Genomic DNA, 26,773 nt, shown 5'->3' with positions numbered 1-26,773 from the left:
ACCCCCCCGCCCCCCCGCCCCGCTGTGGGGGGGCGCGCCGCCCCCCCCCCCGCCGGCGCCGCGCGCCGCGACCCCGCGCCCCCGCCCCGGGGGCGCCCCCCCCCCCCACTGTCCGGACATTCACGCGGCGCCGACCGCGCGTGTCAGGCCCCGAGTCCGGCGAAGAAGGCGCGGACGTCGGTGACGAACTCCTCCGGCTGCTCCAGCGCGAGGAAGTTGCCTCCGCGCTCCAGCTCGCTCCAGTGAGTGATGTGGTGATCCCGCTCGGCGAAGCGGCGGATGGCGACATCCGTGCCCAGGGCGACGGCCACGCCGGTCGGGACGGTGCCGCGCGGCTTCGGGGCCCAGGCGCTCGCGTCGTGGCCCGCTTCGTAGTAGAGGTTCGCCGAGGAGCCGGCCGTACCGCTGAACCAGTAGACGCTGACGTTCGTCAGCAGACGGTCGCGACCCACGGCGTCCTCGGGAAGCTCAGCGGCAGGGTCCGTCCACTCCTTGAACTTCTCCACGATCCACGCGAGTTGGCCGACCGGCGAGTCGTGCAGACCGTAGGACAGGGTCTGCGGGCGGGTGGACTGGATGGCGTTGAAGCCCATCTTGTCCTGCTGGAAGTCCTCCAGCCGGGCCAGTCGCTCCTGCTCGGACCCGGTCAGCCCCTCGAACTCGGCGGGGTCCCCGGAGGGGAAGGTGATCAGACCGTTGACGTGGATGCCCACGACCTCGTCCGGTGCCTGACGCCCCATCTCGGCGGCGATCCAGGCGCCGCCGCCCGTGCCCTGAACGCCGTAGGAGTCGTAACCGAGCCGGCTCATGAGCTCCACGAACGCGCCCGCGATGCGGCCGGTGTTCCAGCCGGCCTCACCGAGCGGACCGGAGAAGCCGGTGCCGGGAGTCGAGGTCACGATGACATGGAAGTCCTGCGTCAACGGTCGGATGACATCGACGAACTGCATGAACGAGCAGGGCCAGTCGTGCACCAGCAGCAGCGGGACGGCCGCCTCGTTCCGCGAACGGACGTGCAGGAAATGGATGTTCTGGCCGTCGATCTCGGTGATGAACTGGGGAAACTCGTTGAGCTCCGCCTCCGCCTTGCGCCAGTCGAAGCCGTCGGCCCAGTACGCGGCCAGAGCCTTGAGGTAGTCCGTGGGCACACCCCGGCTCCAGCCGGCGCCGGGGATCTCACTGCCCCAGCGCGTACGCGCCAGCCGGTCGCGCAGATCGTCGAGCTCCTCCTGCGCGATGTCGATGCGGTACGGGTGGATCCGGGCGTCGGTGTTGCTGCTGGTCTCCATGGGTAAGACAGTATTCGCCATATAGGCACGCTGCCTTCCTAATGACATCTCAGGCTTGGATTCATGCTCGACACTTCCGCGCGTCTGCTGCGTCTGCTCTCCCTGCTGCAAACCCCGCGAGCCTGGCCGGGATCCGAACTGGCGGAGCGCCTGGGTGTGAGCGGCCGAACCATCCGCAACGACATCGACCGGCTGCGCGAACTCGGCTATCCCGTGGACGCCACACGCGGAACCACCGGCGGCTACCGGCTCGGCGCCGGGGCGGCGATGCCCCCGCTGCTCCTCGACGACGAGGAGGCCGTCGCGGTGACGATCGCGCTGCGCATCGCCGCCCAGGGCGCCGTCCCCGGCACCGCGGAGACCTCGCTCCAGGCACTGGCCAAGGTCGAGCAGGTGCTGCCCTCACGGCTGCGCCGACGGGTGCGGACACTCCAGGCGTACACCGTGGCCGTGCCGGCCGACCGTCCGGCCCCGGCCGTCTCCGCGGACGTACTGACGACGCTCGTCTCCGCCTGCCGCGACCAGGAACGGCTGCGCTTCGACTACCTGGACCACGCCGGACAGCCCAGCCGCCGCATCGTGGAGCCGTATCGGGCAGTGAACTGGGGACAGCGCTGGTACCTGGTGGCGTGGGACGTCGAGCGCGAGGACTGGCGGACCTTCAGGGTCGACCGGATCCGGCCCCGCATGCCGAACGGACCGCGCTTCGCCCCTCGCGAACCGCCCGGCGGCGACATCGCGGCGTACGTCTCCCGACGCGTGTCCGGCGCCGCCTGGCGCTACCACGCACGGGTGACCGTCCACGCCCCGGCGGCGGCTGTGGTCGAACAGATCAACCCCGCGGTCGGCACGGTCGAGGCGATCGACGCCGACACCTGCGTCCTGGTCACCGGTGCCGACACCGTAGAGACCCTCGCGCTCCACCTGGGCATGCTCGACTTCGACTTCGAGGTCACCGAGCCCGCGGAACTGGTCAGCCACCTGCGCCGGCTCGCGGACCGCTACGGCCGCGCGACACCACCGGTCCGCTGAGGCGACGGACGCGCGGGAGGGCCGTGACGGCGAGGTGGGCCCACAGCGCCGGGCCACGGGTACGACATCGCGTTCCGGTGCGGGCTACGAGCCCTCCGCCAGACCCTCCCAGTGGTCGGCGAGCGCCTGGAGCGTGGCGACGAGCGGTTCGCGCTCCGCCTCGCGGAAGGACTCCAGGAGGATCTTGTCGAGCGACCGGGTCCGGTCGTTGGCCTCGCGGAGGGTCTCGCGGCCGGCGTCGGTGAGGTAGAGCAGTTTGCGGCGGCCGTCGGAGGCCGCGGTGCGGCGGGCGAGCAGGCCACGGTTCTCCAGCCTGCGGGCCACGTCGGCCATGGTGGACGTGTCCAGGGAGACGGCGGCGGCCATCGAGCGCTGGTCCCGGCCGGGATTGGCTTCCACGGTCTGCAGCACCGCGAACTGGGGGCCCGTCAGCACCGGATCCACCTCGCGCGCCCACACCGCGAGATACGCCTGGTAGAGGCGGCGGACCTGATAGCCGGGGGCGGCTGTCAGAGCAGCGGGAATCTCCGGGGCGGTCTCGGCGGGCGGGGTCTGGTCGGCCATGGGGCCTACTTAAGCACGCACGGTCGACGCCGAGCGAGAGTGGGTGACGGCATCGCGGCGGTCGTCGCGGCGTCGACGCATGCGAGCACCGGCGCGGTCAGAGACCCGCATCGGGATGGATCGCGCCGGGACGGTCGGTCAGCGGGAGGCCGCTGCCTCCTCCCTTCAGCGCGATGATCTCGGCCGCGATGGACACGGCGGTCTCCTCCGGGGTCCGGGCGCCGAGGTCCAGGCCGATCGGGCTGGACAGCCGCTTCAGTTCGGCCTCGGTCAGCCCTGCCGCCGTCAGCCGGTTCCATCTGTCCTGGTGGGTGCGCCGGGAGCCCATCGCCCCGATGTATCCGACGTCGGGCAGGCGCAGCGCGACCTCGAGCAGCGGGACGTCGAACTTGTGGTCATGGGTCAGCACGCAGAGCGCGGTCCTCGAGTCGATCCGCCCGGCTTCCGCCTCGGCCCGGAGATAGCGGTGCGGCCACGCCACGACGACCTCGTGCGCGCCGGGGAACCGGGCCGCGGTGGCGAACACCGGGCGCGCGTCGCACACAGTGACCCGGTAGCCGAGGAGCGATCCCGTACGCGCCAGGGCCGCCGCGAAGGCGTCGCCGTCGGACACGCCGTACCGCTGGAGCACCGGCGGCGCCCCGGCGAGCGCCTCCTGGCCCGACTCGTAGACGGCGCTCTCGACACAGCCGCCCGAGACGCTGCCGACGGCCTCGCCCCCGGGGCCCACCAGCATCGAGGCACCGGGCCGGCGGGGCGCCGAGGCATGCGTGGCCACGACCGTGGCCAGCGCCGATGCCCTGCCCTCGGCCCACCAGGACAGCAGCGGGTCCATCACGTCACGCATGAGCCACTCCTCTCGTACCCGCCGAGCACCTGTGCCCGCGGCTCACGGCCGGGCTGCTGCGACCCGCCCGCCGAGCAGGCTTCCGGCGTTCGGCACGACAGGGGGCAGGCCGAGCTCCGTCAGGATGCGGAACGCCGTCGACGTGGCCGCCGACAGCACGGGCAGCCCCGCTTCGTCCTCGACCGGCTGGATCGACGCGAGGGACGGCATCTGCACGCACGCCGACAGCACCAGGGCGTCGGCCCGGCTCAGGTCGAGACGCCGCCAGTGCTCGCGCAGATCGGCCGGGTCGAGTCGGGCGACCGCCAGGTTGTCGGGCACTTCGAGGCTGAGGGCGTCGACCACCTCGATGCCGGCGTCCTCGATGTAGTCGACGACCTGGGCGGTGAGTCCCTTCATGTACGGCGTGATGATGGCGACGCGCCGGGCACCGAGGGCCCCGATGCCGCTGAGCAGGGCGCCGGCGCTGGAGACCACCGGAGCCTCGGCGCCTTCGGAGCGCAGCACGGAGGTGATCTCGTCCTCTGCCACGCAGTGGTGGCCCGGGCCCTGGGCCATGATGGCGACCAGACAGGCGGTGGCGACGACGTCGGGCCGGGCGTCGGCCAGTTCGAGTGCGGCGCGCTGGGTCTGCGCGTTCATCCCGCGCAGTTCCTCGGGGGTGACGTGCTTCATGCGCATCCGGCTGCTGTGGAACACGAATCGGTCGTCGGGCTCGACGGCCTCGCGGGCGCTCAGCATCCGCGGGAGTTCGGTCTCCATGGTCAGGTTGGAGCTGGGCACGATCATGCCGATGTGATGGTCCGTCATGGGTTCGGTCCTCCGGTTGCGATGTGGGCCGGCGCCTCTCCCCCGTCGGGAGCGACCGAGTACGGCGGTCCGACGGCGGGACGGCTACGAGCCCGAGGCCAGTCCCACCCAGTGGTCGGCGAGGGACGTCAGGGTGTGCAGAAAGGTTTGGTGTTCGGTGTCGCCGAACGGCTCCATCAGGCGCCGGTCCAGCGCCCGTGCCCGGTGATCGGCCTCACGGAGGAGGTGCTCGCCTTCCTCCGTGAGGTAGAGCAGTTTGCGGCGGCCGTCGTCGGCCGCGGTGCGGCGCGTGATCAGCCGCCGGGTTTCCAGCCGCCGGGCCACGTCCGCCATCGTCGAGGTGTCCAGCGCCACGGCGGCGGCCAGGGATCGCTGGTCGCGTCCGGGGCATTCCTGGACGGTCTGGAGCACGGCGAACTGTGGGCCGGTGAGCACGGGGTCGACCTCGCGCAGCCACACGGCGAGGTACGCCTGGTAGAGGCGGCGCACCTGGTAGCCGGGGGCGGCGGTCAGGGCGGCCGGGGCCCGGGCGGCGGCCTCGGAGGATGGTCGCGCATCGGACACGCCCACGCTTACGCACGCTGCTGGGGTTCGGTGCCGGCCCGGGGGTCGGTGCCGGCCCGGGCGAGGACGGCGCCCAGGGCTGTCCGCAGAGTCGCGAGGGCGGCCGTCGGGGTGTCCCAGAAGATCATGTGTCCGGCGCCGGGGATGCCGTGCAGGGCGGCCGATGGGTTCGCGCGCGCGGCCTCCTCGGCCCCGGCGGCGGTGACGACGGGGCTCTCGGCCCCGTACAGCATGGCGACGGGCGACGGCACCCGCGGCCACCAGTCGAAGAAGTCCTCGTGCTCGAAGCCGTGGTGGGTGCCGACGATGGCCTCCTCGGCGCAGCTGGACAGCCAGCGCGCCCGCAGTTCCTGTTCCCGCCGTGGCCACGAGGGCCAGGAGACGGCCACCTCGTCGGCGTCCGTACCACGACGGGCCTCGGACAGCTGTCGTAGGAAGGCCGCCAGGCTGGTGGGGTACGGTCCTCGGCCCGGGCCGCTCATCGGTGGATCGGCCAGGACGGCGCCGCGGACGGCGACCTTGGCCCGCACCGCGACGACGGCTGCGATGCGCGCGCCCATGGAATGGCCGAACAGCAGCGGACTGTCGAGCCCCAGGCCGCTGATGAGCGCCTCGGTGTCCTCGGCGTACTCCTCCAGTCCGAAGCCCTCGCCGACGTCGGACAGTCCCCGGCCGCGGACGTCCAGCACCACCGGCCTGACGAGGTCGGTCAGTTCGCGCGCGATGAAGTCCATGGTGATGGCGGGGCTGGTGATGCCGGGCAGGACGACCAGCGGAGGCAGATCGCCGCCGTAGTCGAGCGCGTGCAGCCGCATCCCGCCGGAGCGGACCCAGTGGCTGGTGGCCGGCACGTCGGCCAGGTCGGCGAGCGCGGTCTGCAGAACCGATCGCTGGGGCACGGGACTTCTCCTCATGAACCGGCCCGCACGTCGGGGGCGGACGGAGAGCTGATGTAACGGACCGCGTCCTCAAGGCTGATGACGTCGCCGTACTTGGCCTGGATGTCGAAGAGCGCCGCGTCCGCGGGCCCTTGCGCCCGGTCTCCCACGCATGCGCGGGGCACCAGCACCGAGAAGCCCGACTGGACGGCGTCGACGGCGGTGGCGCGGACGCAGCCGCTGGTGGTGGCTCCGCACACCACGACGGTGTCGCAGCCGAATCCGGTCAGAGTGCCGGCGAGGTTGGTTCCGAAGAACGCGGAGGCGCCCTTCTTCACCACCAGCACGTCGTGTTCGGGCCGCATCGGCAACCGCGGGTCGACCGCCACCGCATCGCCGCCCACGACGAGCCCCCGCAGACCCGGTGCCTTGCGCAACCAGGCGATCGAGTCTCCGGACGCCTCGGCCTCGGTGTAGGCGATGGCGGTGAAGATCACCGGCACATCGGCGGGACGCCCCGCCTCGATCAGACCGGCGGTCGCCGACACGACCTCGGTGAGGTCCGTGCCCGAGGGGTACGAGTCCTCCGTGAAGCCCCGGGTCAGGTCCACCACGACGATCGCCGGACGGCTGCCCCGCCGGACCGGGGAACCGAAGCCGGCCGTCGCGTAAGTGTGGTCGGTGCTCGCACCGTAGAGTCCGGCGCTCATCGACGCCTGCCCAGGAGCCACCCCTGGAACAGCCCGAGCAGGAAGGCTGCCCCGACCGGACCGTACTTCTTCAGCACGGGGCCGGCGATCAGCGACAGCCCGTCGAGTTCGGCGGAGGCCGCCGCGGGCACGACGGCGGCGGCAGCGGACTCGGCCGACGCCGCAGCGGCGGGGCCCTGGGTACCGTTCTGGGTGAGGAGGAGGTTGCCGAGATTCTGCGCGAACTGCTGGAGGATCCGGTCGGACACCGTGGCGATGGCGCCCTTGCCGAACTGGGCGATCTTGCCCCGGATCACCAGGTCCGTGTCGAGGTTCAACCGCGCGCCGTCAGGGGTCGGGAGCACCTCCAGAAACACCTCGGCCTCGGCGTCGCCGCTGCCGTGCGCATCGGCGCCGCTGGCGTGGACGCGCAGTCGCCGCTTCTCGGCGTCGACCTCCAGGAAGCGCACGGTGCCGGCGTATGCGGCGGTGATCGGGCCCACCTTGACCTTGACGGCGCCGCGCCACGCGTCGCCGTCACGGCCCTCGAGAGCGGCTCCCGGCATGCAGGACGCCACTCGCTGGACGTTGCTGATCAGGGCGAACACCGCGTCGGGCGCGGCTTTGACAGGAACGGAATTGGTCAGTTGCACGGAGTCTCCTCGGAGCACGCGGCCCGCTGGGCGCGCCGGGCGGTCGCGCAGGCGTCGATGGCCTCCACGATGGTCTGGTAGCCGGTGCACCGGCACAGGTTGGCGGCGACGACCTCCCTGATCTCCTCCTTGGTCGCCTCCGGCCGCTCCGCGAGGAAGCCCTCGGCGAGCATGAGGAAGCCGGGGGTGCAGAAGCCGCACTGCAGGCCGTGGTTCTCGGTGAAGGCCCGCTGGAGGTCGCCGAGTTCGCCGGGGCGGGAGTCGCAGGGCGAGTCGCTTCCCGTGTCCGCGAGGGACTCGACGGTCGTGATCCGCGCTCCCTCCGCCTGGGCGGCGAACATCAGGCAGGCACGGACCGGGAGCCCGTCGACGAGCACGGTGCACGCGCCGCAGATGCCGTGCTCGCAGCCGACGTGGGTGCCCGTCAGCCGCAAGTCGTGGCGGAGCACGTCCACCAGGGTGCGGCGCGGCGCGGTGATCACTTCGTGCGCGGTGCCGTTGACATCGAGGGTGAGGAGCTGGACGTCGTCGCCCAGGCCGCTGGTGTCGGTCATGGTGTCTGCTCCAGTGCTGGTGCCGGCGGTACTGGCGCCGCCGAGGTCAGGGCGCGGTGGACGGACTCCGGCGTGATGGGCGTGTTGTCCAGCTCGACGCCGGTGGGGCGCAGCGCGTCGTTGACGGCGTTGAGCACGGCGGCGGGGGCGCCGATCGTGCCGCCCTCCCCCGCGCCCTTGGCGCCCGTCTCGGTGAAGGCGCACGGGGTCTCCAGGTGGTGGATGGAGACGTCGGGGATCTCGTGGGCGGTGGGCACCTTGTAGTCCATGAAGCTGGTGGCCGAGGGCTCGCCCTGGTCGTCGTACGTCACCTGCTCGAACAGCGCGCCCGCGATGCCCTGGGCGATACCGCCCCGGCACTGGCCCTCCACGACCTGCGGGTTGATCGCCACACCGCAGTCCTCGACACAGACGTACGCGAGGATCTCCACCTGGCCGGTGCCCTCGTGCAGTTCGACGACGACGCCGTGGGTGGCGTTGGAGAAGGTACCGTCGTCGAAGACGTCGAAGACGGCGGTGGCGGTGAGGCCCGGCTCGATGTCCTTGGGCAGCAGGTGCGCCTTGAGGTACGCGGTGTCGGCCAGGTGCTCGTACGTGAGCGTCGTGTCCGGGTCGTGGAGCCGGCGGACCCGGCCCTGGTCCAGTGCGGTCTCTTCCGGCGCGATGCCCCACTCGGCGGCGGCGATCGCACGGAGCTTGTCGCCGAGCTTCGCCGCCGCCAGCCCCACGGCGCTGCCGCCGACGACGATCGAGCGGCTGGCGAAGCTGCCCCAGCCGTAGGTGACGCGGTCGGTGTCGCCCTGATGGAGTTTGACCTTGGTGAGGTCGACGCCGAGCGCGTCGGCGACGATCTGCGCCATGGTCGTCTCGTGGCTCTGCCCGTGGCTCATGGTGCCGGTGGTGACGGTGACGGCACCGCTGGTGTCCATGCGGACCTCGGAGAAGTCGAAGCCGGGGACGACCTCCATCTTGCGCGCGGCGAAGGCGGCCGAACCGTACCCCGTGCGTTCGCTGAAGCAGCTGAAGCCGATCCCGACGTGGCGTCCCTCGGCTCGCGCCGCGGCCTGCCGCTCGTACCAGCCGGCCTCCTTCAGCGCCTGTTCGCACAGGTCGAGGGATTCGAGGTACGAGCCGGGGTCGTAGGTGATGCCGTTGACGCCGGTGTAGGGGAACTCCGTGATGATGTTCCGGCGCCGGATCTCCAATGGGTCGAGGCCCAGTTCGCGTGCGGCGCGTTCCATGAGCCTCTCGGCGACCATCACGTACTGCGGACGGCTCACGCCCCGGTAGGGGGCGGTGGGCGCCTTGTTGGTGGTGACGGCCCGGCCGCGCACGCGGTAGGCGGGGACCTTGTAGACGCCGGGCATCTCGGCGGAGGCCATCAGCGGCTCGATGCCGGCCGTGAAGGGGTAGCAGGAGTAGGCGCCCATGTCGCAGACGACGTCCGCGTCGAGTCCGAGGATCCGGCCGTCGGCGTCGAAGGCGGCGCGTGCGGTGTAGTGCTGTTCGCGGGCGAGGAAGGACGCGGACAGGGCGTCCTTGCGGTCCTCGATCCACTTCACGGGCCGCCCGAGCCTTCGTGCCGCCGCCGCGGTGGCGATCTCCTCACGGCCGACCGCGCACTTGAGCCCGAAGCCGCCGCCCATGTCCGGGACGATCACCCGCACCGCGCGCTCGTCGAGCCGCAGGCAGCGCGAGGCGACGGTGCGCACCTGGTGCGGGACCTGCGTGCAGGTGTGCAGGACGAGCTGTTCCTCCCGGTCGTCCCAGTGCGCCACCGCACCGCGGGTCTCCAGCGGCAGCGCGTTCTGCCGGCCGGTCCTCGTCTCCACCCGCACCACGCAGGGCGCGCTGTCGAAGACGTCGTCGATGCCCTCGGTGGCGAACAGGGAGACGTCGACGAGGGTGTTGTGCGCGGCCTCGTCGTGGACCAGGGCGGCGCCGGGTGCGAGGGCCTGTTCCTCGCAGGTGATGGGCGGGAGGGACTCGTAGGTGACCTTGGCCGCCTCCAGGCCGTCTTCGGCCGTGTACGGGTCGCGGGCGACGACCACGGCGATGGGCTCGCCGACGTAGCGGACCCGGTCGCGGGCGAGGACCGGCATGGCGGTGGGTACGAACTCCGAGAGCGGGCGCCCTAGTTGGGCCGTGATGTCACCCATCTCCAGGTCGGCGGCGGTGTACGCGGCGACGACGCCGGGCACTCGGCGCACGTCGGTGAGGTCGACGTCGGTGATCACGCCGTGGGCGACCGTGCTGCGGACGAACTGCGCGTGCAGCATGCCGGGCAGCTCGATGTCGTCGACGAAACGGCCTCGCCCGGTCAGCAGCCGAGGATCCTCGCGGCGCGCCACCGACCTGCCGACCAGACGGTCGTCCTGGGTGGACTTCATCGGGACATCGCCTCCTCACAGGCGCGTTCGACCAGAGTGCGGATGAGGTGTCTGCGGTACTGCGTACTGCCGTTGGCGTCACCCGGCGGGTCCACCGCGGCCGCCGCCGCTTCGGCGCAGTCCCGGAAGGAGCCGCCGGCGGCCAGCACCGCCTCCGCCTCGGGGACCCGTACCGGCATCGCGGCGACACCGCCGAGGGCCACCCGGCCGCCGCGGACGGCGGATCCGTCGGCGTCCAGGTCCACGGCGGCTGCCACGATGGCGAAGTCACCGCGGCGCTCGGCGAATTCGGTGAGCGCCGCGCGGGGTGCGGGGCGCGGGAAGACGATCTCGACGAGGATCTCGTCGGGATCCAGGGCGGTCGTGTAGTAGCCGAAGAAGAACTCTCCGGCCGGGATGCGACGCGGACCGCGCGGACTCCGGACCACGATCTCGGCGTCCAGCAGGACGGCGAGCAGACACCACTCGGCGGTGGAGTCGCCGTGTGCGATGCTGCCGCCGACCGTGCCGCGGGTACGGATCGGCAGATGGCCGATCCACGCCATGGCGTCACGGACGACGTCGAAGCCTGCCCCCAGCCTGTGCGGCGGGGCGATCTCCACCGTGTGGTGGGTGGTGAGTGCCCCGATGCGCAGCCCGCCGTCGGCGCCGACGCCCAGATGGTCGAGCTCACGCAGGCCGCCGATGTCGACCAGGTGTGCCGGCCGGGCCAGTCGGAAGTTCATCATCGCGACCAGGCTCTGTCCTCCGGCGATGACCTTGGCTTCGTCGCCCAACTCGGCGAGGAGCCTCGTGGCGCCTTCGACGTCGCGCGCCCGGTGGTAGCGGAAGGGAGCGGGCTTCATGTTTCTCCTGTCGTACGGAGTCTGACGGGCAGGTGGGCCCGATCGGGCGGGCGAGCCCTCAGCGCACCGCCCGACCGGGTGCCGGTACCGGGACGTCGACCCGCTCGGGTCCCGAAGGGCCCTCGGCGATGTCCTCGGCGTCGTCGTCGAGCGCTCGTCCCTTGGTCTCGGGGGCCGCGACCGCCGTCCACACGACGGACCCCACGACGGCCAGGGCGAGCACGGCGAAGGTGAGCGGCAGCCCCAGCAGTGGCCACATGACCGAGCCGAACAGCAGCGGGGCGAAGCCGGTCAGCACCCGGCTGAACGACGATGCCCAGCCGAAGCCGCTGGCCCGCAGCAGCGTCGGGTACAGCTCGGACACATAGGCGTACATGGCCGGGATGGTCAGCTGCATCAGGAGGCCGAAGACGGCGATGGCGACGACGGATCCCGTCGGCATGTCCATCATCAGCGCGAACGCCACCAGGGCGAGCGCGGCGAGCGGGGCCGTGACCCCGATGAGCCATTTCCGGCCCACCACGTCGACCAGCGCGGTGGACACCACGACTCCGAGGATGCCGACGCCGCTCATCAGCGTCGTGCTCATGAAGGCGGCCGTGTCGCCGAGGCCCTGCTCCTTGAGGATCGACGGCATCCAGCTCAGCGCCGCGTAGTACACGAGCATGACGCTGGCGAACAGCAGCCAGGCGGCGGAGGTGATGCGCGGGCTGAACCTCCATACGTCGTGGAGCTGTTCGTAGGCGGCCCGAGGCCCCTTCGACCCGCTCTCCTCCACCGGGGCGGGGATGACGTACGGCTCGACCGGCGCTCCGGTGCGGGCGACCAGGTCGTCGATGACGGCGCGGGCCTCGGCCTCCCTGCCCTTCTTGCTGAGGTAGACCGGCGACTCCGGGATGCCCCGGCGCACCCAGAAGAGCAGCAGCGCCGGGAGGCTCATCGTGGCGAGCATCCATCGCCAGTTGTCGTCGAGTGTCAGCATCATCGTCGACACCAGACCGCACAGGGTCACGCCGATCGGCCACCACACGTCGAGCGCGGTGAGGACCCGCCCGCGGTACTTCCTCGGTGAGAACTCCGCCACCAGGGCGTAGTCGACGGGAATGCAGCCGCCGAGTCCGACGCCGGCGACGAATCGCAGGGCCAGGAAGACGGCGTAGTTCGGGGCGAAGGCGCCGAGCACCGAGAACAGCGCGAAGATCAGCAGGGTGACGCTGAAGGCCTTCTTGCGGCCGATGCGGTCCGCGACCGCGCCCCAGACGACGGCGCCCAGGGCCATACCGACCAGGTTGGCGGTGGCCACGAGGCCGCGCTGGGAGAGCGTCAGATCGAAGTGCTCACCCAGCAGCGGCATCAGGAAGCCGTTGAGCGCGATGTCGTAGGCGTCGAAGAGATAGCCGAGGCCGCCGATGATGAAGATCTTTCCTTGGACTCCCCATCTCCATGGGAGGTCCTGGACAATCTGGTCGCCTGTCTTCACGTTCGCTCCACGGGGGTGTTCGAGGGGGACGCGCCCGCGCGGGGCGGACACCGGGGGTGGAAGAGCGGGGTGGGGCTGGGGGGTTGTGGGGAGGGAGGGCCCGGGCGTGACGGGTCAGCAGGCGAATCGGTAGTCGTACGCGCCCAGATCCGGGTCGTTGAGCGGGGTGCCGCTCCACAACCAGTCGTAGGAGACGTCGGACTCCCCGTCGAAGCCGCGCTTGAGCAGCTCGTCGCGGGCCTCCTGACGAGGGCCGTCCGGATAGTGGTAGAAGGTCTTGTTCTGCAGCGAGGCGTCCTGGACCATGCCGGCGTGCTTGGCGCGCCGGTCGACGTAGCGGCGCAGCGCGAGTTCGGTGCCGTCGACGGTGGTTCGGCCCAGTTCCTCGGCCAGGACGGCGGCGTCCTCCATGGCCTGGGAGGCGCCTTGCGCCTGGTAGGGCAGCATGGCGTGGCAGGCGTCGCCCAGGAGGGCGACGCGGCCGTCCACCCAGACCGGGTCACGGCGGCGGTGGTAGAGGGCGAAGCTCATGACGTCGTCCTTGGCCTTGGACAGCATGGCCGCGACGCGGTCGTCCCAGCCGGGATAGGCGTTCACGAGCTCCTCGGCGCCGGCTTGCGCGGTCCACTTCTCGGCTACGTCGTCGGTGCACGGGACACAGCCGACGACGTTGAGGTACTCGCCACCGCGGATCATGTAGTGGACCAGATGCCGTTCGGGGCCGTACCAGATGGTGCTCTGGAAGCGGTCCATCAGGAATCGGGTCGCCGGATCGGCGGCGATGAGGTCGCCCGGGATCAGCGCTCGGAAGGCCATCTCGCCGGAGAACTGCAGCGTGTCCGGGAGGCCCATGAGGTCACGGACGCGGGAACGGATGCCGTCGGCGCCGATCAGCACATCGGCTTCGAAGCGTCGGCCGTCCTCGGTCACCGCGGCCGGGCGGCGGGGGTTGCCGCGGTCCAGTGCGGTGACGGTGCTTCCGGTGTGCAGTTCGACGACCGGTCCGGGACCGGCCGGGTCGACGCAGGCGTCGGTGAGGACACCGTGCAGGTCCGCGCGGTGGTAGTGCCAGTACGGGGCGTTGTAGCGCTGCTTGCAGGCGTCGCCGAGCTGGGTCAGCCCGATGATGCTGCCGTCCTTCCACCTGCGCCGCACCTGGTCCTGGGGCTCGGTGTGGATGGCTTCCAGCTGCTTGCGCAGTCCGAGGCCGAGCAGGATGCGGCTCGCGTTGGGCGCCGTCTGGATGCCGGCGCCGATCTCACCGAACTGCGGAGCCTGTTCGAGCACGGTGACGCCGAGGCCCCGCTGACGCAGGGCCAGCGCGGCCGTCATCCCGCCGAGCCCGCCTCCGACGATGACGGCTTCGAATGATTGGGTGGATGCCATGTGTTCTCCAGATGCGGGTGCGGCAGGCGTGATCAGAAGTCGACGAGTCGGCCCGCGCTGACGACGTCCAGGTCGTCGACGGACACGGTGCAGCCCCGCATGGCGATGTCGAGGTGCGCGTACGACTCGCGGCCGAGCACGGGGTGCGGCCCGGTGGACCAGAGGAAGTTGCCGGCGAACGCCCGCGCGTCCATGCCCATCAGCTCTTCCTTGCCGTAGAGGGCGGTGGCGAACCAGTCCGCGGTGCGCATGAGGCCCCATCCCATGTGGGACAGGCTGCGCGCCCATTCGTCGTTCGAGTCGTCGAAGAACGTGTTCAGCAGATGGGCCTCGGCCCCGCCGGAGACCTTCTCGATGCGCCCGCCCGCGATCTCGAGGGTGACCGGCTGGCGCACGTACTCCTTGAACGGCAGCAGGATGTCGCCCTCGGCCAGCACGATCCGCCCGTCGGAGAACTGCGGCCAGCAGAGCACCATGGTGCTCGGCCAGTGGTCCCAGCGGCCCGGGTCGTCGGCGAAGCCCACCTGGAACTCGGGCTTGGAGCCCGGCAGTTCGACGGTCAGGTCGGTACCGGCCTCGGAGGTCACCCTCATCATGGAGGCGCTCCTCACCAGCTCGACGCCCTTGAGGACCTCGGCCTTGTCCTCCGGCTTGGGCAGGTTGCGGATGAGGACGTCCGGTGCGTCGCAGACGAAGAGGATGCGGGTTCCGGTGCGCAGGATCTCCTGCTGGAGAGGGGCGTGGATGAAGCCTTCCCGCGTGAGGTCGACGACGAGGTCGGCGGCCTTGAGCAGCTCCTGCGCGGTGCGGTCGTTCAGCACGGCGGTCAGGCCGGGACCGGCGCCGGTGTGGGTGCTGTCGGTGGGAGAGGGGTTGCCGCCGGGCACGGTGGCGGCGATGACGTGCGCGCCACAGGCCTTCGCCGCACCGAAGGCGGCCGCGACGTAGTCACCACGACTGCTCGGTTCGGACAGGACGACGACGTGCTCGTCGGGCGTGAGCTTGCACAGCTTCAACTCCCGGGTGAACGCGTCGAGCAGATCAACAGAGGTGAGGTCGAACATGTCTCGCTCCTAGGGATGGGAGGTTGGTGAGACGGTGGTCGCCGGTTCGGGCATTCGAGTGAGGGCATGGATCAAGCCATGCGAAAGGAGACCGACGTCGCGGGGCGCGGCACTCCGGAGCGCCGCCGACGGGATTAATCCGAGCACGTACGATCTCGGTCTGGCAAGAGGGTCACCCTGATTTTGTTGCCGGCAACCGCGGCGACCAACGCCCCGATTGAAGATCAAGCCGCCCTGACCAGGCACTTTTCACGCGCTCGCCCAGCGCTCCACGACGCCACGCCCGAGAGGGCGATGATTGCAAGCGACACGGACCCTTGCGCGGACCCATCCGTACGTGCTCGGATCACATTCATCCGCATCCGGACTATGCGCCCGGCGCGCGTTTCCACTGGCTGATTCCCACCGGCGCACGCCACCCTGAGGAGGGCTCCGATGTCACCCGAGACGTGGCGCGATTACGGCGCTCCAGGCGCATTTGGTCGTGCCCTGTCGAGATGCGGACGGAGCGGCATCGTGGGGGGGGCAGGAGCGGCGTGCCGACCAGGGCGGGCCTGGGCCTGGTCGGCACGGCGCAGATGGAGCCCGAGCCCCGGACCCGCATGGCTCTGCGGCTCCACCGCGTCGTCAGGGTGTGGAGGTGAAAGGAGGTCCGATCAGACACCCGGAGCGCGATGAGGACCGCCGCCAGGGGTGCGCTTCAGAGGGTCCACCACCTCGTGCGGCATGCCGCCACTGCCGGCTCATCCGGCCGGTGTGCGATCGCCGCCGATGTGCAACGCGAACGTTTGCTTCCGTACGCGGGGGGCCAGGCTGTCCGCAGCCGGCCCTCGGCCGTGGGGCGGCGGCGGACTGTCTGCAACCCGCCATTGGCTGCGGGGCGGCAACTCAGCCTTGAGGTACCGCCCGCCGTTGACCGCGGGGCGGCAGCCCAACCTTGAGGTACCGCCCGCCGTTGACCGCGGGGCGGCAGCCCAACCTTGAGGTGCCGCCCGCCGTTGGCCGTGAGACGGCCGCCTAGCCCTTCAGGTCCGGCTTCCATTCCTGAGCCAGGAGCCCCAGCAGGACCTCGTCCATGAACTCGCCCAGCACCCAGGCCGACGAGCGCAGCACGCCCTCGCGGACGAAGCCGTTGCGCTCGGCGGAGCGCAGCATGGCGGCGTTGTCCGACAGCGTCTCGATCTGAAGCCGCTGCAGGCCGCGTACGACGAAACCGTAGTGACACAGCACCGCGACCACGTCGGTGCCGTAGCCCTTGCCACGAGCGGCGGGCAGCAGTCCCAAGCCGATGTGCGCGGACCGGCTGTGGTTGTCGATGCCCCACAGCGTCGCCGTGCCGACCAGCGTGCCACCGTCCAGCTCGATCACGGAGAACGGGACGTGCCCGTGCTCCGTGTCGTCCACGACGAGCCGCGAGTCCTTCGAGCCGGGCGTGATCGGCCGCCACGGCCGGCCTTCGGCCCGCGACGCGTTCACCACGTCGTCATAGAGCTCGGTCCGCAGGACCGGAATGTCGTCCTCGTGTCGGGCCCTGAGCCCGACCTTGCTACCCCTAAGCATGCAAGCTTCCTATCCGACCGGGTCGGCCGACGGCAAGCCAAATAGGTTCTGGGGGCGGAACTGCGCGAGCGGAGCGGGAGCGAAGCCTTCGGCTCCGATGCCGACCGACCCGGCTGGTACGCCCCAGCCCTCGCTGCCGAGGTGCACACCGCCTGAGACCCCACGTCGCACGGCTGAACGTTCGACCAGAACATCACGCGCGGGGGTCCGGACCCCGGCAGGCCTCGCCCCACACGCGACCGCCCGCCGCCGGATCGATGAAGTGAGTGGCACCAGCTGCACGAAGGGGCGAGCGGCCAAGCACTCGCCCCCAGGTGGCCGCTGCCGGGGGCCGTGGCGGTCCGCTACTCCACGGTGGGTTCCCCGCGGAGCGCCTCGCCCACACGGGCCTGGCTCAGGCCGATCGTGCGGGCGATCGTCTCCCGGTTCACACCCCGCTCGTACGCGGCGCGCATAGCGGTGTTCCGGCGGGCGACAAGGGCTCGACGGCGGTCATGGCCGGCAACGGTGCGTTGAAGGAGAACCGCCCAGCGCAGCAGCGCGCGGCCGGTCCACAGGGTGAAGGGTTGGGGATCGGGTGCGGTCGGATTGGCCAACAGGTCCCCCTCGTGATCGACACGGGTGTCCATTCCGAAGGTGGCGGGACACCGGGCTGGGCACAAGGGCGCAAGCCCGGTCTCACAGGCGCGAGTTCTGAGGCATCGACTGACAACGAACGGAATGCCTACCACCGTCGAGGGGCCCGCTTCGCCCGACGCGTGGGGCGACCACTGCCGCTGACGCCGCGTGCAGCGCGTGACTTCTTCAGGCGCCCAGGGTTGATCAGCAGGTGGTGCTTCCGCACCCGTTACCACCGCTGGGCGCCGGTCGGTTGCCTCGGCCGTACCCAGCCCTGTGACTGGAGTATCCATGCTGCGTTCAGCCGGGCTCGCGCTCACCTTGGCTCTCGCCGCCGTCGCCACGGGCGCTGCCGCCACAGCCGCGCCGGCGCCCGAAGACCACCTCACGCTGACCGTGGCCGACAGCGGCGACCCGGCCACCGACGGCACGTTCGAGCTCGGCTGTCACCCGGCAGGCGGCTCCCATCGCGCTCCGCGAGCCGCCTGCGACAAGCTCGACGAGCTGACCGGTTGGGGTAGGGACCCCTTCGCGCCGGTGGCGCCGGACACCCCGTGCACGATGCAGTACGGAGGGCCGGCCACCGCCCGCCTCACGGGCACGTGGGCAGGTCGGCCGGTGAACGCGGCGTTCCAGCGGACCGATGGATGCGAGACCGCCCGCTGGTCCAGGTTCGAACCCGTACTGCCACACACCGTCGGCTGATGGCCCTCCGCTGCGAAGTGCGGGCGACCGAGCCGATCGCCCTCCTCTCTCGCAACGAGGACCGCGGGGCCTGAATATGCCGCAGGTTCTTTCATGCACAACCCTGTTGCACCGGCTCCCCCGGTGGCAGTGTGTCGGTACGCGGTCCTCGCAGTCCACCCCCGGAGACGGGATCGCACACGGCCCCGCCTGCCCCGAGCCGGCGGGGCCGCGCAAGCCCCTCCCGACCTCCCCGCGGGAGGGTCTCGGCGCGCGCCCGGGCCCAGTGTCAGACCCCGCTCGTACCGTCGTAAGCACGAGGCCGGGTCTTGCCGGCCACTGACGCACGGGAGCAGGTCGTGACTGAGATCAGCGTGGACCGGCAGCACCTGGATCACCTCCTCGCCGACAGCGCGAGCGCGTACGGATCTCCGTATCAGCGGGCGTTCGCCGAGCTGGCCGCGACGCATCGCGGCCGACTCCCGGGCGAGATCCTGCCCCTGCTGCGCGCGGCCGCCGACCGTGCGCTCCTCGGCTTCGCCCCGGCCGATCTACGCGAGCAGGCCGAGGCGATCAGCACGGGCACCCCCTACGTCCTGCGCGTGCGGGTCACCGGCCACTGACCAGCCCCAAGTGGAGAGCGATCACGGGCGCGGCCTGCCGTGGACGACGCGCACCGCGTCAAGACAGAGCGAGGACGCAGAACTCGTGGCCCTCCGGGTCGGTCAGGCACGTCCACGGGACATCGCCCTGGCCGAGGTCGAGGTCGGTGGCGCCGAGGGCCTGCAGCCGGGCCACCTCCGCCGCCTTGTCGTCACCGGGATACGGCAGCAGGTCGAGATGGACGCGGTCCGGCACGGTCTTCACGTCGGGCGTGCGGAGGAACTCGAGGTACGGGCCGACACCCTTGGCGGAGCGCAACGCCGCGTGATCGTCGGTCACCTCGTGCAGGTTCCAGTCCAGCGCCTCACTCCAGAACCGGGCCATGGCCCGGGGATCCACACAGTCGACCACCACCGCGGCGATCGGACCGGTATCCCGATAGGTCTCCCGAGGCTCCAGCACACAGAACTCGTTGCCCTCCGGGTCGGCGAGGACCGTCCACGGCACGTCGCCCTGGCCCACGTCGACGGGCGTCGCACCGAGAGCCTGAAGGCGCGCGACCAACTCCGTCTGATGGGCCGCGGAGGTGGTGGCGAGATCGAGGTGCACACGGTTCTTCGTTGCGGTCTTGGGTTCCGGGACGGGAACGACGTCGATGCCGACGGCAACCGGGTCCGGCCAGACGAGACCGCCGACGGGACCGACGTAGGTGGTCACGCCGGGACTGTAAGCACTCCAGCCAAGCGCCTCCGCCCAGAACCGTCCGACCGCCAAGCCGTCAAGAGCCTTGATGTTCACCTGAACAGGCCGCAGTGCCATGCCGGCGATCCTATGCAGCCCGCCCGCAAAGCCTGCGTTGCACATGGTGCCGTCGCCCCGAATCCATATCCGGTGTCGGTCCTAGCACCAGTACCCCCTGGGTTCTGTCCGGCGGATCATGGCGTCGTAGGCTCCAGGTCATGCACAGGACCCTGACAGAGCACGCCCGGTGTCTCTACGGAGACGAGTATCGGCCGACGCCGGAGTGCGGCCGGGAACACCGGGAGCACTACTTCGTCGAAGAGCTGACCTTCGCTGATGCGGACGTGATCCTCGCCATGCTGCGCGAGCTCTGCCCGCAGTACGTCGACGGAATTCTGCCTGTCTGGATTCGGAACCTCTCGTATCGACTGGTGCTGTTGCAACGGCCGGACGAGCCCGAGCTGATGCGGGAGGCTGCCATGGTCCTGCAGATCTTCGGCCCCGACTGGGACGAGATAGCAGCGGACCTGACGAAGCGGGCCGACGCTCTGGACGCGGGCTGATCACGCCTTGAGCCATAACCGGACCGCAGCGCAGTGACGGTGCCGTGGAAGACGTAGGCCCTTTTGTCGTAGCGGGTGGCAACGGCCCGGGCGTTCTTGAGGCGGCTCGGAGAGCATCTACGGGACGTCCCTCAGTCGCCGAGGACCCGCTCCCACAGCAGCCCGTCCCGCCAGCTCCCGTCGAGAAAGATCGACGAGTGGGCGACGCCGTACGGGTTGAACCCGTTGCGGCGCAGCACCCGTTGCGACGCAAGATTCTCCAGGTTGGTGGACGCCTCGGCGCGGTGCAACCCGAGTTCGTCCGTCATCACCTGGAGTACGAGCCCGACGGCATGCCCGGCGTGCCCTTGGTTCTGGGCGACGCTGGCGATCCAGTATCCGACGGAGCCGCGGCGCAGGTGCGGCTGCGGCAGGATGCCTCCGACGGTGATCTGCCCGATCACCTGGTCGTCCGTGAGCACCACTCCCGGCCAGACCACGCCGGCGCGGTATCCGGCCAGCAGGCTGTCGATCCGCTCCTCCTGGCCCTCCGGGGTGAAGAACTCGGCCGGTTGGGCCACGGTTCGAAGAGGTCTGGTACGCCCCGGCCTCCGACGGCCCCTGGACCCGCGAGGACCTGGTGTGGTCGACGGTCTGGCTGCTCAGGCACGATCCCGATGCGGAACTCTCCTTCACCGTGACGCTGGTCGAGACGGCGCAACGCTCAGGAGACGCTCTGCTGTGCCGGGAAGCACTGGACGTGGCGTGGCGCATCCTCACCGAGAGGCGTTCCGCGGAGGCCGCCCTGCTGCCGCTCGCGGGCGGGCTGCTGACCGATCCGGACAGCGCCGTGCGGCTACGGGCGGCGAACATTCTCGCGGCGATCGGCCCGGCGGCGGCTCCGTTCGCCGACCGGCTCGCCGAACTGCTCGACGACGACGAGGCGGACGAGTACCTCGACGGCACCGTCCGGGAGATCGCCCGGTGGGCACTGACCCGGATCGATGACCCACGCGCGCTGCCGGGGCTGATCGAGCAGCTCCGCGCGCAGGAGGAGGAGCAGGGCCGGGCCTATGTCGTCGGTGATCCGAGACGGCCGGACAGCAAGGACGTACTGATCCCACTGCGGGCGCATGCGGACCTCCTGCTGCCCACGATGCTGGAGACGATCCGGCAGGGCGGGGCGCGACGTCATGCGACCCGCAGCTTCCTCGAAGTGCTGGAAGCCTGGGGCGAGGACGTACTGCCGGCGGCCCTGCCCGATCTCATCCCGCTGCTGGCGGACACCTGGACGTCGACCACTGTGATGGAGATGCTGTCGGCGATGGGACCGGCCGCCGCCTCGGCCGAACCCGCACTGCGCGCCTGCCAGGTTCCGGACTTCCCCGGCGGCCACACCTTGGTGGCCTTGACTGCCGCTCGTATCGGCGAGGACCGCGAGACGGCTCTGCGGCTCGTGGGCGAGGCGGTCACGGCCTCGGAAGAATCCGGGTACGGGCCGATCAGCGCCCTGGCCGCGTTCGGTCATGACGCGGCGCCCTACGCCGCCCGGGTGCGGTCCGCGATGGAGAACGCCCCGCACTGGCACCGGCTCACCGCGGCGATCACGCTCTGGGAGATCACGGGCCGGATCGAACCAAGCATGCGGGTGCTGGAGGAGTTCGTCCTGCCGATCGCCGAGGGCGGTGACAGCTTCGGCTCCTTCCGAGAGGCTCTCCGGACCCTGATCCGGATGGGCGAGATCAGCCCGGCGATCCACGCCGCGCTGCTGACGGTGCGGCAGTCGGAGCGGCGCCTGTCCGCGGAAGGGGGATACCCGATGATTCTCCATGACCAGGAACTGCGCGGCCTGGTCGAGGAGGCCATCGCGTGTGCGGGTGCCTACTCGGGCGAGTCGCGCTGAACCGTCCGGTGATCCCGCGAGGGCGCCGGCCTCATCGTCCCCTCAGCGGATCGCCGCCGCTGCCCACTTGGCGAAGCCCGCCACGTTGTGCGAGCAACGCCATCGGGACTCTCCCTCCGGTTCCCGGTCGGGGTAGTCGAGGTCCGCCCACTCGTACTCCGAGTCCCCGGCCAGCAACGACAGCAACATCTCGAAGGACTCCAGTTGCCCGTCGACATCACTTTCGTCGCACGGATGGGTCTCGTGCCCGCATGCCCGATTCGCGACGGCCAGATCCGAGGCCGCGGCCAGCAGCGCCGCCGCGGCTTCGTCCGCGGCCTTGGGTTCGGCCTCCGTCGCCGCATGGCCGTACATCAGCACCAGCCCGAACGTGAAGAACGCGGTGACATCCGGATCACGCGGCACAGCGGCCCGCGCCAGACGGAGCTGTTCCACACACTCCAGCAGGGTCTCGTCGTGCTCCCCCAGGAAGTATCCCTGGCGGATCGACTCCCAGTCCTCGGCCAACTCTTGAGCATTCGCAATCATGATCAGATCGACGTCCGGCCGGGGAGCCCTGGTTCCCGATGCGACGAAGCTTCGATCAGCTCACGGGCCACCGCCGCCAACTGCCGTACGCAGGGCCACCGGACAGCGCGCCCATCCGCCCCGGTCCTGGCCGATCCACACGTGGCGCTGCTGTGGCGCAATCTCGGCGGCACCGCCTCCGGAGCCCGGCGAGATCCGATAGCGACGGCCTAGGACCCGCCGAAGATCAGTTCGAGTTGGGCGTCCAGAGTGGCAACGGCCTCCGCCTCGCTGAACTGCCCCGAGAGCAGCTGCATTCCGAGGCCGTCGACGAGTGCGAGCAGAGCCGTCGCCGCCCGTTCGGGGGGACCGCCCTCGACTCCGGCCGCCCGCACCTGGTCCGCCAGGAACGTGCGCATCTCGGCGGCGGACTCGCGCAGTCCCGCGCCCATCGACGGCTTCACCGTGGCGTACGCGAGGAAAGCGAGCGAGACGTGGCCCTCGAGCCGGCGCGTCTCGTCCAGGGGCAGGATCTGGAGGAGCAGGGCGCGGACGAGTCCGCGGGGGAACTCCGGCAGCGCCGCGGCCATGGAGCGTTCTCGGATCCGGTCCATCACCATGCCGAAGGCGAACGACATCATCTCGTCCTTGGTACGGAAGTAGTGCTGCACCATCCCGGTCGAGACTCCGGCCTCGGCCGCCACGTGCCGCAGGCTCACGGCCTCCAGGCCGCGCGTGGCGGCGAGCCGCATCAGCGCGTCGGCGAGCAGCTCCCGGCGTTCACGGTGGTCGACCTTGCGAGGCATACACGCACTTTACATTGCACCTGTATCGTTTCCCTTATCCATTGCAGTCGTATTGGAAAAGACGGTGATCGGCATGGCGGAAAGGGACAGGGTGCGCGTGCTCACTCTGGCGGCGATCGATGACGGGCAGCGAGACCTGGTGGGCGGGAAGGCCGCCGGCCTCGCCGCTCTGATCGCGATGGGCGAGCGCGTGCCGGACGGCTTCTGCGTCACGACCGAGGCCCACCGCAGCGGCGAGGTTCCGCGGGCCGAGGTGCTCGCGGCCTACGACCGGCTCGGCGGCGGACCGGTCGCGGTCCGCTCCAGCGCCACCGCCGAGGACCTGCCGTACGCCAGCTTCGCCGGCCAGCAGGACACCTATCTCGGCGTGACGGGGGGCGATGCGCTGATCGACGCCATCCGAGCCTGCTGGGACTCACTGCACTCCGAGCGTGCGGTCGCATATCGCGAGGCCAACGGGATCGCACACGAGTCGACATGGATGGCGGTCGTCGTACAGCCGATGGTCGACGCCGAGGTCGCGGGCGTACTGTTCACCGCCAACCCGCTCACCGGCTCGCGCGGCGACACCGTCGTCGACGCCGCCCCCGGCCTCGGCACCGCGGTCGTGGACGGCACGGTGGAGGCCGATCATTACGTCCTCGGCGGCTCGGATCCCGCGTACGTCCGGGACAGCGAGCAGCTCGGGGAGCGCGGATGCCTCACCCCGGCCCGCCTGCGGGAGCTTCGCGAGGTGGGTGAGCGCGTCGCGGCCCGGCTCGGTGCGCCCCAGGACATCGAGTGGGCCTATGACCGTGACGGCACGCTGTGGCTGCTCCAGTCGCGGCCCATCACCACACTCTTCCCGGCACCTCCGCCCAGCGACAAGCCCGGCCCTCGGCTGTACATCGAGTTCGGCCATGTGCAGGGAATGCTGCAGCCCGCCACGCCCATGGGGATGTCCACGCTGCAGGCGGTGCTCGCGGGGATGCTCGCCGCCTTCGGCCTCAGGGTCGAGGTCGTCGACATCGGCGGGCGGCTCTACGGCGACCTGACCGAGGCGATGCGCGACCCGTCGACACGGAAGCGTCTGGTGAAGATGATGGCGGTGGACTTCGGGCCGCGCGCCCAGAAAGTGGTCGAACACCTTCTGGACGATCCTCGATTCGCCCCGCAGAAGGGTGCCCGGCGACGCAGCGCGGCCGCACTGAAGAGCGCTCCGAAGGCAGCCGTCGGCATCCTCGGCGCGCTGGCCCGCCCGGCGGCCGCACGGGCCCGCGTCTTCGGCGAGATCGACCGTCTGCGGCAGCAGTCGGTGACCGACCCGACCTCGACGGAGGAGCTCCTCGAACTGCTCGAGGACGACGCGGAGTCGGGGATGCGCGCCGATGCGATCATCTGGCCGGTCGCCAGCGCGCTCGTGGTCTCCGCGGCACTTCCGCCGCTCCTCAAGGAGGTCGCGAGCGAGGACGAGATCCGCACGGTGCTCGGCGGTATGCCGTACAACGTCACGATCGAGATGGATCTCGCCCTGTGGCAGGTGGCTCGGCGGGCCGAGCCGTACCGCGAGATGCTCCTGAACACGTCGCCGCAGGAGCTCTCCTCCGCACAACTCACGGGCGAGTTGCCCGAGTTCGGCCTGGACGCGTTCCTCGACCAGTACGGCACCAGGTCCGCCGCGGAGGTCGACGTCGGTGTGCCACGCTGGTCGGAGAACCCCGCACCCGTCTTCGCGATGCTCGCCAACTGCCTGCGGGTCACCGACCCTGAGCAGGCCCCGGACCTGCGGTTCCAGCGCGCCGCGGGCAAAGCCGAGGAGATGCTCGCCGAACTCACGCGCCGGGCATGCGACAAGCATGCCCTGCGCGGCCGGCTCGCCGGCTTCTTCCTGCGCCGCTGCCGGGAGCTGACCGGATTGCGCGAGGCGGGCAAGTTCGCCGGCCTCTACTCCTTGCGCGACCGGCGGCGACGCCTCCTCCTGATCGGCGCCGAACTACAGGCGAAGGACCTGGTCGAACGCGCCGAGGACGTCATGTTCCTCACGCTGCCCGAGTTGCGCACGGTCGTGCGGGACGGTCACGTGCCGCACGCGACGGTGGCGGGGCGCCGCGCGGAGTACGCGAGGGAGCTGCACCGCAGGACCGTCCCGGTGGCCCTGCTCTCCGACGGAACCGATGTGGAGACCTTGCTGCCGGCGCGGCAGTCCGACGGTCGCACGCTCGTGGGCATGGGCGCGGCGTCCGGACGCGTCACGGGACGCGCCCGCGTGGTCCGCGACCCGGCGAGCGCGACGGTCGAACCGGGCGAGATCCTCGTCGCGCCGACGACCGATCCGGGCTGGACCCCGCTCTTCCTCACCGCCGGCGGGCTCGTCACCGAGACCGGCGCGGTGATGGCCCACGGGCCGACGGTCGCCCGGGAGTACGGCATCCCCGCCGTCATCTGCGTCCCGGGCGCCACGCGGCACATCCGTACCGGGCAGCTGATCACGGTCGACGGCGCGGCGGGCACGGTCAGCCTCGAACAGCACTAGCTCTGCGGGACGTCCTTGACGAACACGATGCCGTCGCTGTCCACCAGGTGCGCCGGGTCGAGCGGGGAGTAGCCGAACCAAGGGGATACGCAGGGCGCGGGCCGCGTGGCGCCGAGGGCGGTGGCCAGGCGGGGAGCGTCGGCGAGATGGCGGTCCTCCGGGAGTGCGTACAGGAGTCCTTCGACGGTGTCCGGCGGCGGGGTGTCCACTCCCTGGTGCCGGATCGTGCCGAGGGCCATGGCCAGGAACGCGTACGCCTCCCCCAGGTGGGCGCTCACGAGCGCGCCGGCGCTCCACCACTCCAGCCGCAAGTCACCCAGCCGCATCGTGCTCTTGTTGCGCTGGAGATGGCCGTTGTGGGCGAAGGCCAGCACCGGGCCCCGTTCGGCGAGGGCGAGGAGGTTGTCGGCCATCATCCGGCCCCGCAAGCCCACCAGCCGCGTCATACGGCTCGGTGACGTGTCGGCCATCCAGAAGTGGTAGCGCAGCAGGCCGGTGGCGGTGCGTCCGTACAGGCGCGCGCGGTCCCATTCTTCCCGCGAGGTCAGCGTGATCAGTCCCGGCGTCTGCTCGTCGAGCAGAGCCACCAGATCGTCGGCGAGCAACCGCAGTTCCGTGGCCTCGGCCGACTGTCCGAAGGACTGCGCCGGGTCCATCATCGCGGCGGGATCGGTCCATCGGCCGTCGGCGCCGAGCAGGCGGTCGAGTCTTTCCGCGGTGCAGGGGAGCAGGTCCGCGTCCACGCCGGCCGCGAGGTAGTCGTGGAGCGCGGTGAGGGCCTGCCGGGGACTTTCGGCGCCGCTGATCTCCAGCGGGCCGTCGAAACCGGCGAAGCGGAGCTGCTCGGATGCGGGCCGGCCGTCGTTGTACGCCCGCATCCAGCGCACGAGTTCGCGGTTGGCCGCGGACGCGCCGAAGCCGTGGGTGAAGCCGCGCTCCATGACCTCGTCGAGGGTGCCCGTGCCCGAGGTGATGTGGTCGTCCACGATCAGGCCCGCCAGACAGCCGCTCTCGATCGTGATCGTCCGGTAGCCCTCCTCCTCGACGAGCTGCCGGAAGAGCGCGTTGCGCACGTCGAGCAGCGTGTCCTCGCCGTGGGTGGGCTCGCCCAGGGCGAGCACCCGCGGCCGGTTCGGGAGCAGCGCCATGACGGTGGCGGCCTCGACGGCATGGACGGTGTCTTTGATGTCGGTAGCCATGCCTTCAACGCTATCGTTGAACTTACGGTTGAAACTTTCGCACGACACTGAGG

27 protein-coding genes and 1 pseudogene are annotated in these 26,773 nt (G+C 70.9%); 6 read left to right on the top strand and 22 right to left on the bottom strand.

Features of this window, described 5'->3' with window-relative positions; all coding sequences use genetic code 11:
* Positions 1-143: 143 nt before the first annotated feature.
* Positions 144-1,289 (bottom strand): epoxide hydrolase family protein, encoded by a 1,146-nt coding sequence (locus ACFVZW_RS00730; RefSeq protein ID WP_384514690.1) that lies wholly within the window; start codon positions 1,287-1,289, stop codon positions 144-146.
* A 63-nt stretch (positions 1,290-1,352) separates the two neighbouring features.
* Between ACFVZW_RS00730 and ACFVZW_RS00725 the strand changes: the two genes are divergently transcribed.
* Positions 1,353-2,321, top strand: coding sequence for a helix-turn-helix transcriptional regulator (locus ACFVZW_RS00725; protein ID WP_384514687.1), 969 nt, complete (start codon positions 1,353-1,355; stop codon positions 2,319-2,321).
* 84 nt (positions 2,322-2,405) lie between these two features.
* On the opposite strand, the gene ACFVZW_RS00720 is transcribed toward ACFVZW_RS00725, so the two are convergent.
* From ACFVZW_RS00720 to ACFVZW_RS00650, 15 genes are all read right to left on the bottom strand, one after another.
* Positions 2,406-2,885 (bottom strand): MarR family winged helix-turn-helix transcriptional regulator, encoded by a 480-nt coding sequence (locus ACFVZW_RS00720; protein ID WP_384514684.1) that lies wholly within the window; start codon positions 2,883-2,885, stop codon positions 2,406-2,408.
* Between the two features lie 97 nt (positions 2,886-2,982).
* Positions 2,983-3,732, bottom strand: coding sequence for an XdhC family protein (locus ACFVZW_RS00715; RefSeq protein ID WP_384514681.1), 750 nt, complete (start codon positions 3,730-3,732; stop codon positions 2,983-2,985).
* A gap of 42 nt (positions 3,733-3,774) precedes the next feature.
* Positions 3,775-4,542, bottom strand: a complete 768-nt coding sequence (locus ACFVZW_RS00710) for an Asp/Glu racemase (protein ID WP_384514679.1) — start codon at positions 4,540-4,542, stop codon at positions 3,775-3,777.
* Between the two features lie 84 nt (positions 4,543-4,626).
* On the bottom strand, positions 4,627-5,112 hold the full coding sequence (locus tag ACFVZW_RS00705; RefSeq protein ID WP_384514676.1) for a MarR family winged helix-turn-helix transcriptional regulator: 486 nt from the start codon (positions 5,110-5,112) through the stop codon (positions 4,627-4,629).
* A 2-nt stretch (positions 5,113-5,114) separates the two neighbouring features.
* A complete protein-coding gene (locus ACFVZW_RS00700; protein ID WP_384514673.1) occupies positions 5,115-6,020 on the bottom strand; it encodes an alpha/beta fold hydrolase in 906 nt (301 codons plus the stop codon).
* Positions 6,017-6,694: an isochorismatase family protein gene (locus ACFVZW_RS00695; RefSeq protein ID WP_384514670.1), complete on the bottom strand. Its 678-nt coding sequence runs from the start codon at positions 6,692-6,694 to the stop codon at positions 6,017-6,019. Before ACFVZW_RS00695 ends, ACFVZW_RS00700 begins: the two co-directional genes overlap by 4 nt.
* Positions 6,691-7,326, bottom strand: coding sequence for an SRPBCC family protein (locus tag ACFVZW_RS00690; protein ID WP_384514667.1), 636 nt, complete (start codon positions 7,324-7,326; stop codon positions 6,691-6,693). Before ACFVZW_RS00690 ends, ACFVZW_RS00695 begins: the two co-directional genes overlap by 4 nt.
* Positions 7,317-7,880, bottom strand: coding sequence for a (2Fe-2S)-binding protein (locus ACFVZW_RS00685; protein ID WP_384514664.1), 564 nt, complete (start codon positions 7,878-7,880; stop codon positions 7,317-7,319). The genes ACFVZW_RS00690 and ACFVZW_RS00685 overlap by 10 nt, the downstream gene beginning before the upstream one ends.
* Complete coding sequence (locus ACFVZW_RS00680; RefSeq protein ID WP_384514661.1) at positions 7,877-10,270, bottom strand: xanthine dehydrogenase family protein molybdopterin-binding subunit; 2,394 nt, start codon at positions 10,268-10,270, stop codon at positions 7,877-7,879. The genes ACFVZW_RS00685 and ACFVZW_RS00680 overlap by 4 nt, the downstream gene beginning before the upstream one ends.
* Positions 10,267-11,115: an FAD binding domain-containing protein gene (locus ACFVZW_RS00675; RefSeq protein ID WP_384514658.1), complete on the bottom strand. Its 849-nt coding sequence runs from the start codon at positions 11,113-11,115 to the stop codon at positions 10,267-10,269. The genes ACFVZW_RS00680 and ACFVZW_RS00675 overlap by 4 nt, the downstream gene beginning before the upstream one ends.
* A gap of 58 nt (positions 11,116-11,173) precedes the next feature.
* Positions 11,174-12,595 (bottom strand): MFS transporter, encoded by a 1,422-nt coding sequence (locus ACFVZW_RS00670; RefSeq protein ID WP_384514656.1) that lies wholly within the window; start codon positions 12,593-12,595, stop codon positions 11,174-11,176.
* A gap of 114 nt (positions 12,596-12,709) precedes the next feature.
* Positions 12,710-13,981, bottom strand: coding sequence for an FAD-dependent monooxygenase (locus ACFVZW_RS00665; protein WP_384514653.1), 1,272 nt, complete (start codon positions 13,979-13,981; stop codon positions 12,710-12,712).
* A 32-nt stretch (positions 13,982-14,013) separates the two neighbouring features.
* Positions 14,014-15,045 (bottom strand): hypothetical protein, encoded by a 1,032-nt coding sequence (locus ACFVZW_RS00660; protein WP_384514651.1) that lies wholly within the window; start codon positions 15,043-15,045, stop codon positions 14,014-14,016.
* Positions 15,046-16,062: 1,017 nt separating this feature from the next.
* Positions 16,063-16,605 carry a GNAT family N-acetyltransferase gene (locus ACFVZW_RS00655; protein WP_384514648.1) on the bottom strand — a complete coding sequence of 181 codons (543 nt, stop codon included), beginning with the start codon at positions 16,603-16,605 and terminating at the stop codon, positions 16,063-16,065.
* A gap of 344 nt (positions 16,606-16,949) precedes the next feature.
* On the bottom strand, positions 16,950-17,201 hold the full coding sequence (locus ACFVZW_RS00650) for a hypothetical protein (protein WP_384514645.1): 252 nt from the start codon (positions 17,199-17,201) through the stop codon (positions 16,950-16,952).
* A 313-nt stretch (positions 17,202-17,514) separates the two neighbouring features.
* Between ACFVZW_RS00650 and ACFVZW_RS00645 the strand changes: the two genes are divergently transcribed.
* Positions 17,515-17,928 (top strand): SSI family serine proteinase inhibitor, encoded by a 414-nt coding sequence (locus ACFVZW_RS00645; RefSeq protein ID WP_384514642.1) that lies wholly within the window; start codon positions 17,515-17,517, stop codon positions 17,926-17,928.
* Positions 17,929-18,266: 338 nt separating this feature from the next.
* Positions 18,267-18,530, top strand: a complete 264-nt coding sequence (locus tag ACFVZW_RS00640; RefSeq protein WP_384514639.1) for a hypothetical protein — start codon at positions 18,267-18,269, stop codon at positions 18,528-18,530.
* Between the two features lie 58 nt (positions 18,531-18,588).
* Here ACFVZW_RS00640 and ACFVZW_RS00635 read toward each other — a convergent pair whose 3' ends face one another.
* Positions 18,589-19,329: a VOC family protein gene (locus tag ACFVZW_RS00635; protein WP_384514637.1), complete on the bottom strand. Its 741-nt coding sequence runs from the start codon at positions 19,327-19,329 to the stop codon at positions 18,589-18,591.
* A 140-nt stretch (positions 19,330-19,469) separates the two neighbouring features.
* Here ACFVZW_RS00635 and ACFVZW_RS00630 point away from each other — a divergent pair, with 140 nt between their 5' ends.
* Complete coding sequence (locus ACFVZW_RS00630) at positions 19,470-19,814, top strand: hypothetical protein (protein ID WP_384514634.1); 345 nt, start codon at positions 19,470-19,472, stop codon at positions 19,812-19,814.
* Here the strand turns inward: ACFVZW_RS00630 and ACFVZW_RS00625 are convergent.
* Positions 19,815-19,921: pseudogene (locus tag ACFVZW_RS00625) on the bottom strand (IS5/IS1182 family transposase); the annotation flags it as partial.
* Positions 19,922-19,945: 24 nt separating this feature from the next.
* Entirely contained in the window at positions 19,946-20,374 is a 429-nt protein-coding gene (locus ACFVZW_RS00620; protein WP_384514631.1) for a GNAT family N-acetyltransferase, read from the bottom strand.
* Between the two features lie 59 nt (positions 20,375-20,433).
* Between ACFVZW_RS00620 and ACFVZW_RS00615 the strand changes: the two genes are divergently transcribed.
* Positions 20,434-21,696: a HEAT repeat domain-containing protein gene (locus ACFVZW_RS00615; protein WP_384514628.1), complete on the top strand. Its 1,263-nt coding sequence runs from the start codon at positions 20,434-20,436 to the stop codon at positions 21,694-21,696.
* Between the two features lie 42 nt (positions 21,697-21,738).
* Here the strand turns inward: ACFVZW_RS00615 and ACFVZW_RS00610 are convergent, their stop codons facing one another.
* Both ACFVZW_RS00610 and ACFVZW_RS00605 read right to left on the bottom strand, forming a co-directional pair.
* Positions 21,739-22,203, bottom strand: a complete 465-nt coding sequence (locus ACFVZW_RS00610) for a hypothetical protein (RefSeq protein ID WP_384514625.1) — start codon at positions 22,201-22,203, stop codon at positions 21,739-21,741.
* Between the two features lie 230 nt (positions 22,204-22,433).
* Positions 22,434-23,009 (bottom strand): TetR/AcrR family transcriptional regulator, encoded by a 576-nt coding sequence (locus ACFVZW_RS00605; protein ID WP_384514622.1) that lies wholly within the window; start codon positions 23,007-23,009, stop codon positions 22,434-22,436.
* Between the two features lie 73 nt (positions 23,010-23,082).
* Between ACFVZW_RS00605 and ACFVZW_RS00600 the strand changes: the two genes are divergently transcribed.
* Positions 23,083-25,521, top strand: coding sequence for a PEP/pyruvate-binding domain-containing protein (locus tag ACFVZW_RS00600; protein WP_384514619.1), 2,439 nt, complete (start codon positions 23,083-23,085; stop codon positions 25,519-25,521).
* Here the strand turns inward: ACFVZW_RS00600 and ACFVZW_RS00595 are convergent.
* Complete coding sequence (locus tag ACFVZW_RS00595; RefSeq protein WP_384514616.1) at positions 25,518-26,720, bottom strand: erythromycin esterase family protein; 1,203 nt, start codon at positions 26,718-26,720, stop codon at positions 25,518-25,520. The two genes, ACFVZW_RS00600 and ACFVZW_RS00595, sit on opposite strands and share 4 nt — an antisense overlap.
* Positions 26,721-26,773 lie beyond the last annotated feature (53 nt).

Origin of the sequence: Streptomyces sp. NPDC059567, assembly GCF_042735655.1 — a bacterium.
Lineage (GTDB): Bacteria > Actinomycetota > Actinomycetes > Streptomycetales > Streptomycetaceae > Streptomyces.
This window is presented reverse-complemented; position numbering and strand designations above follow the sequence as displayed.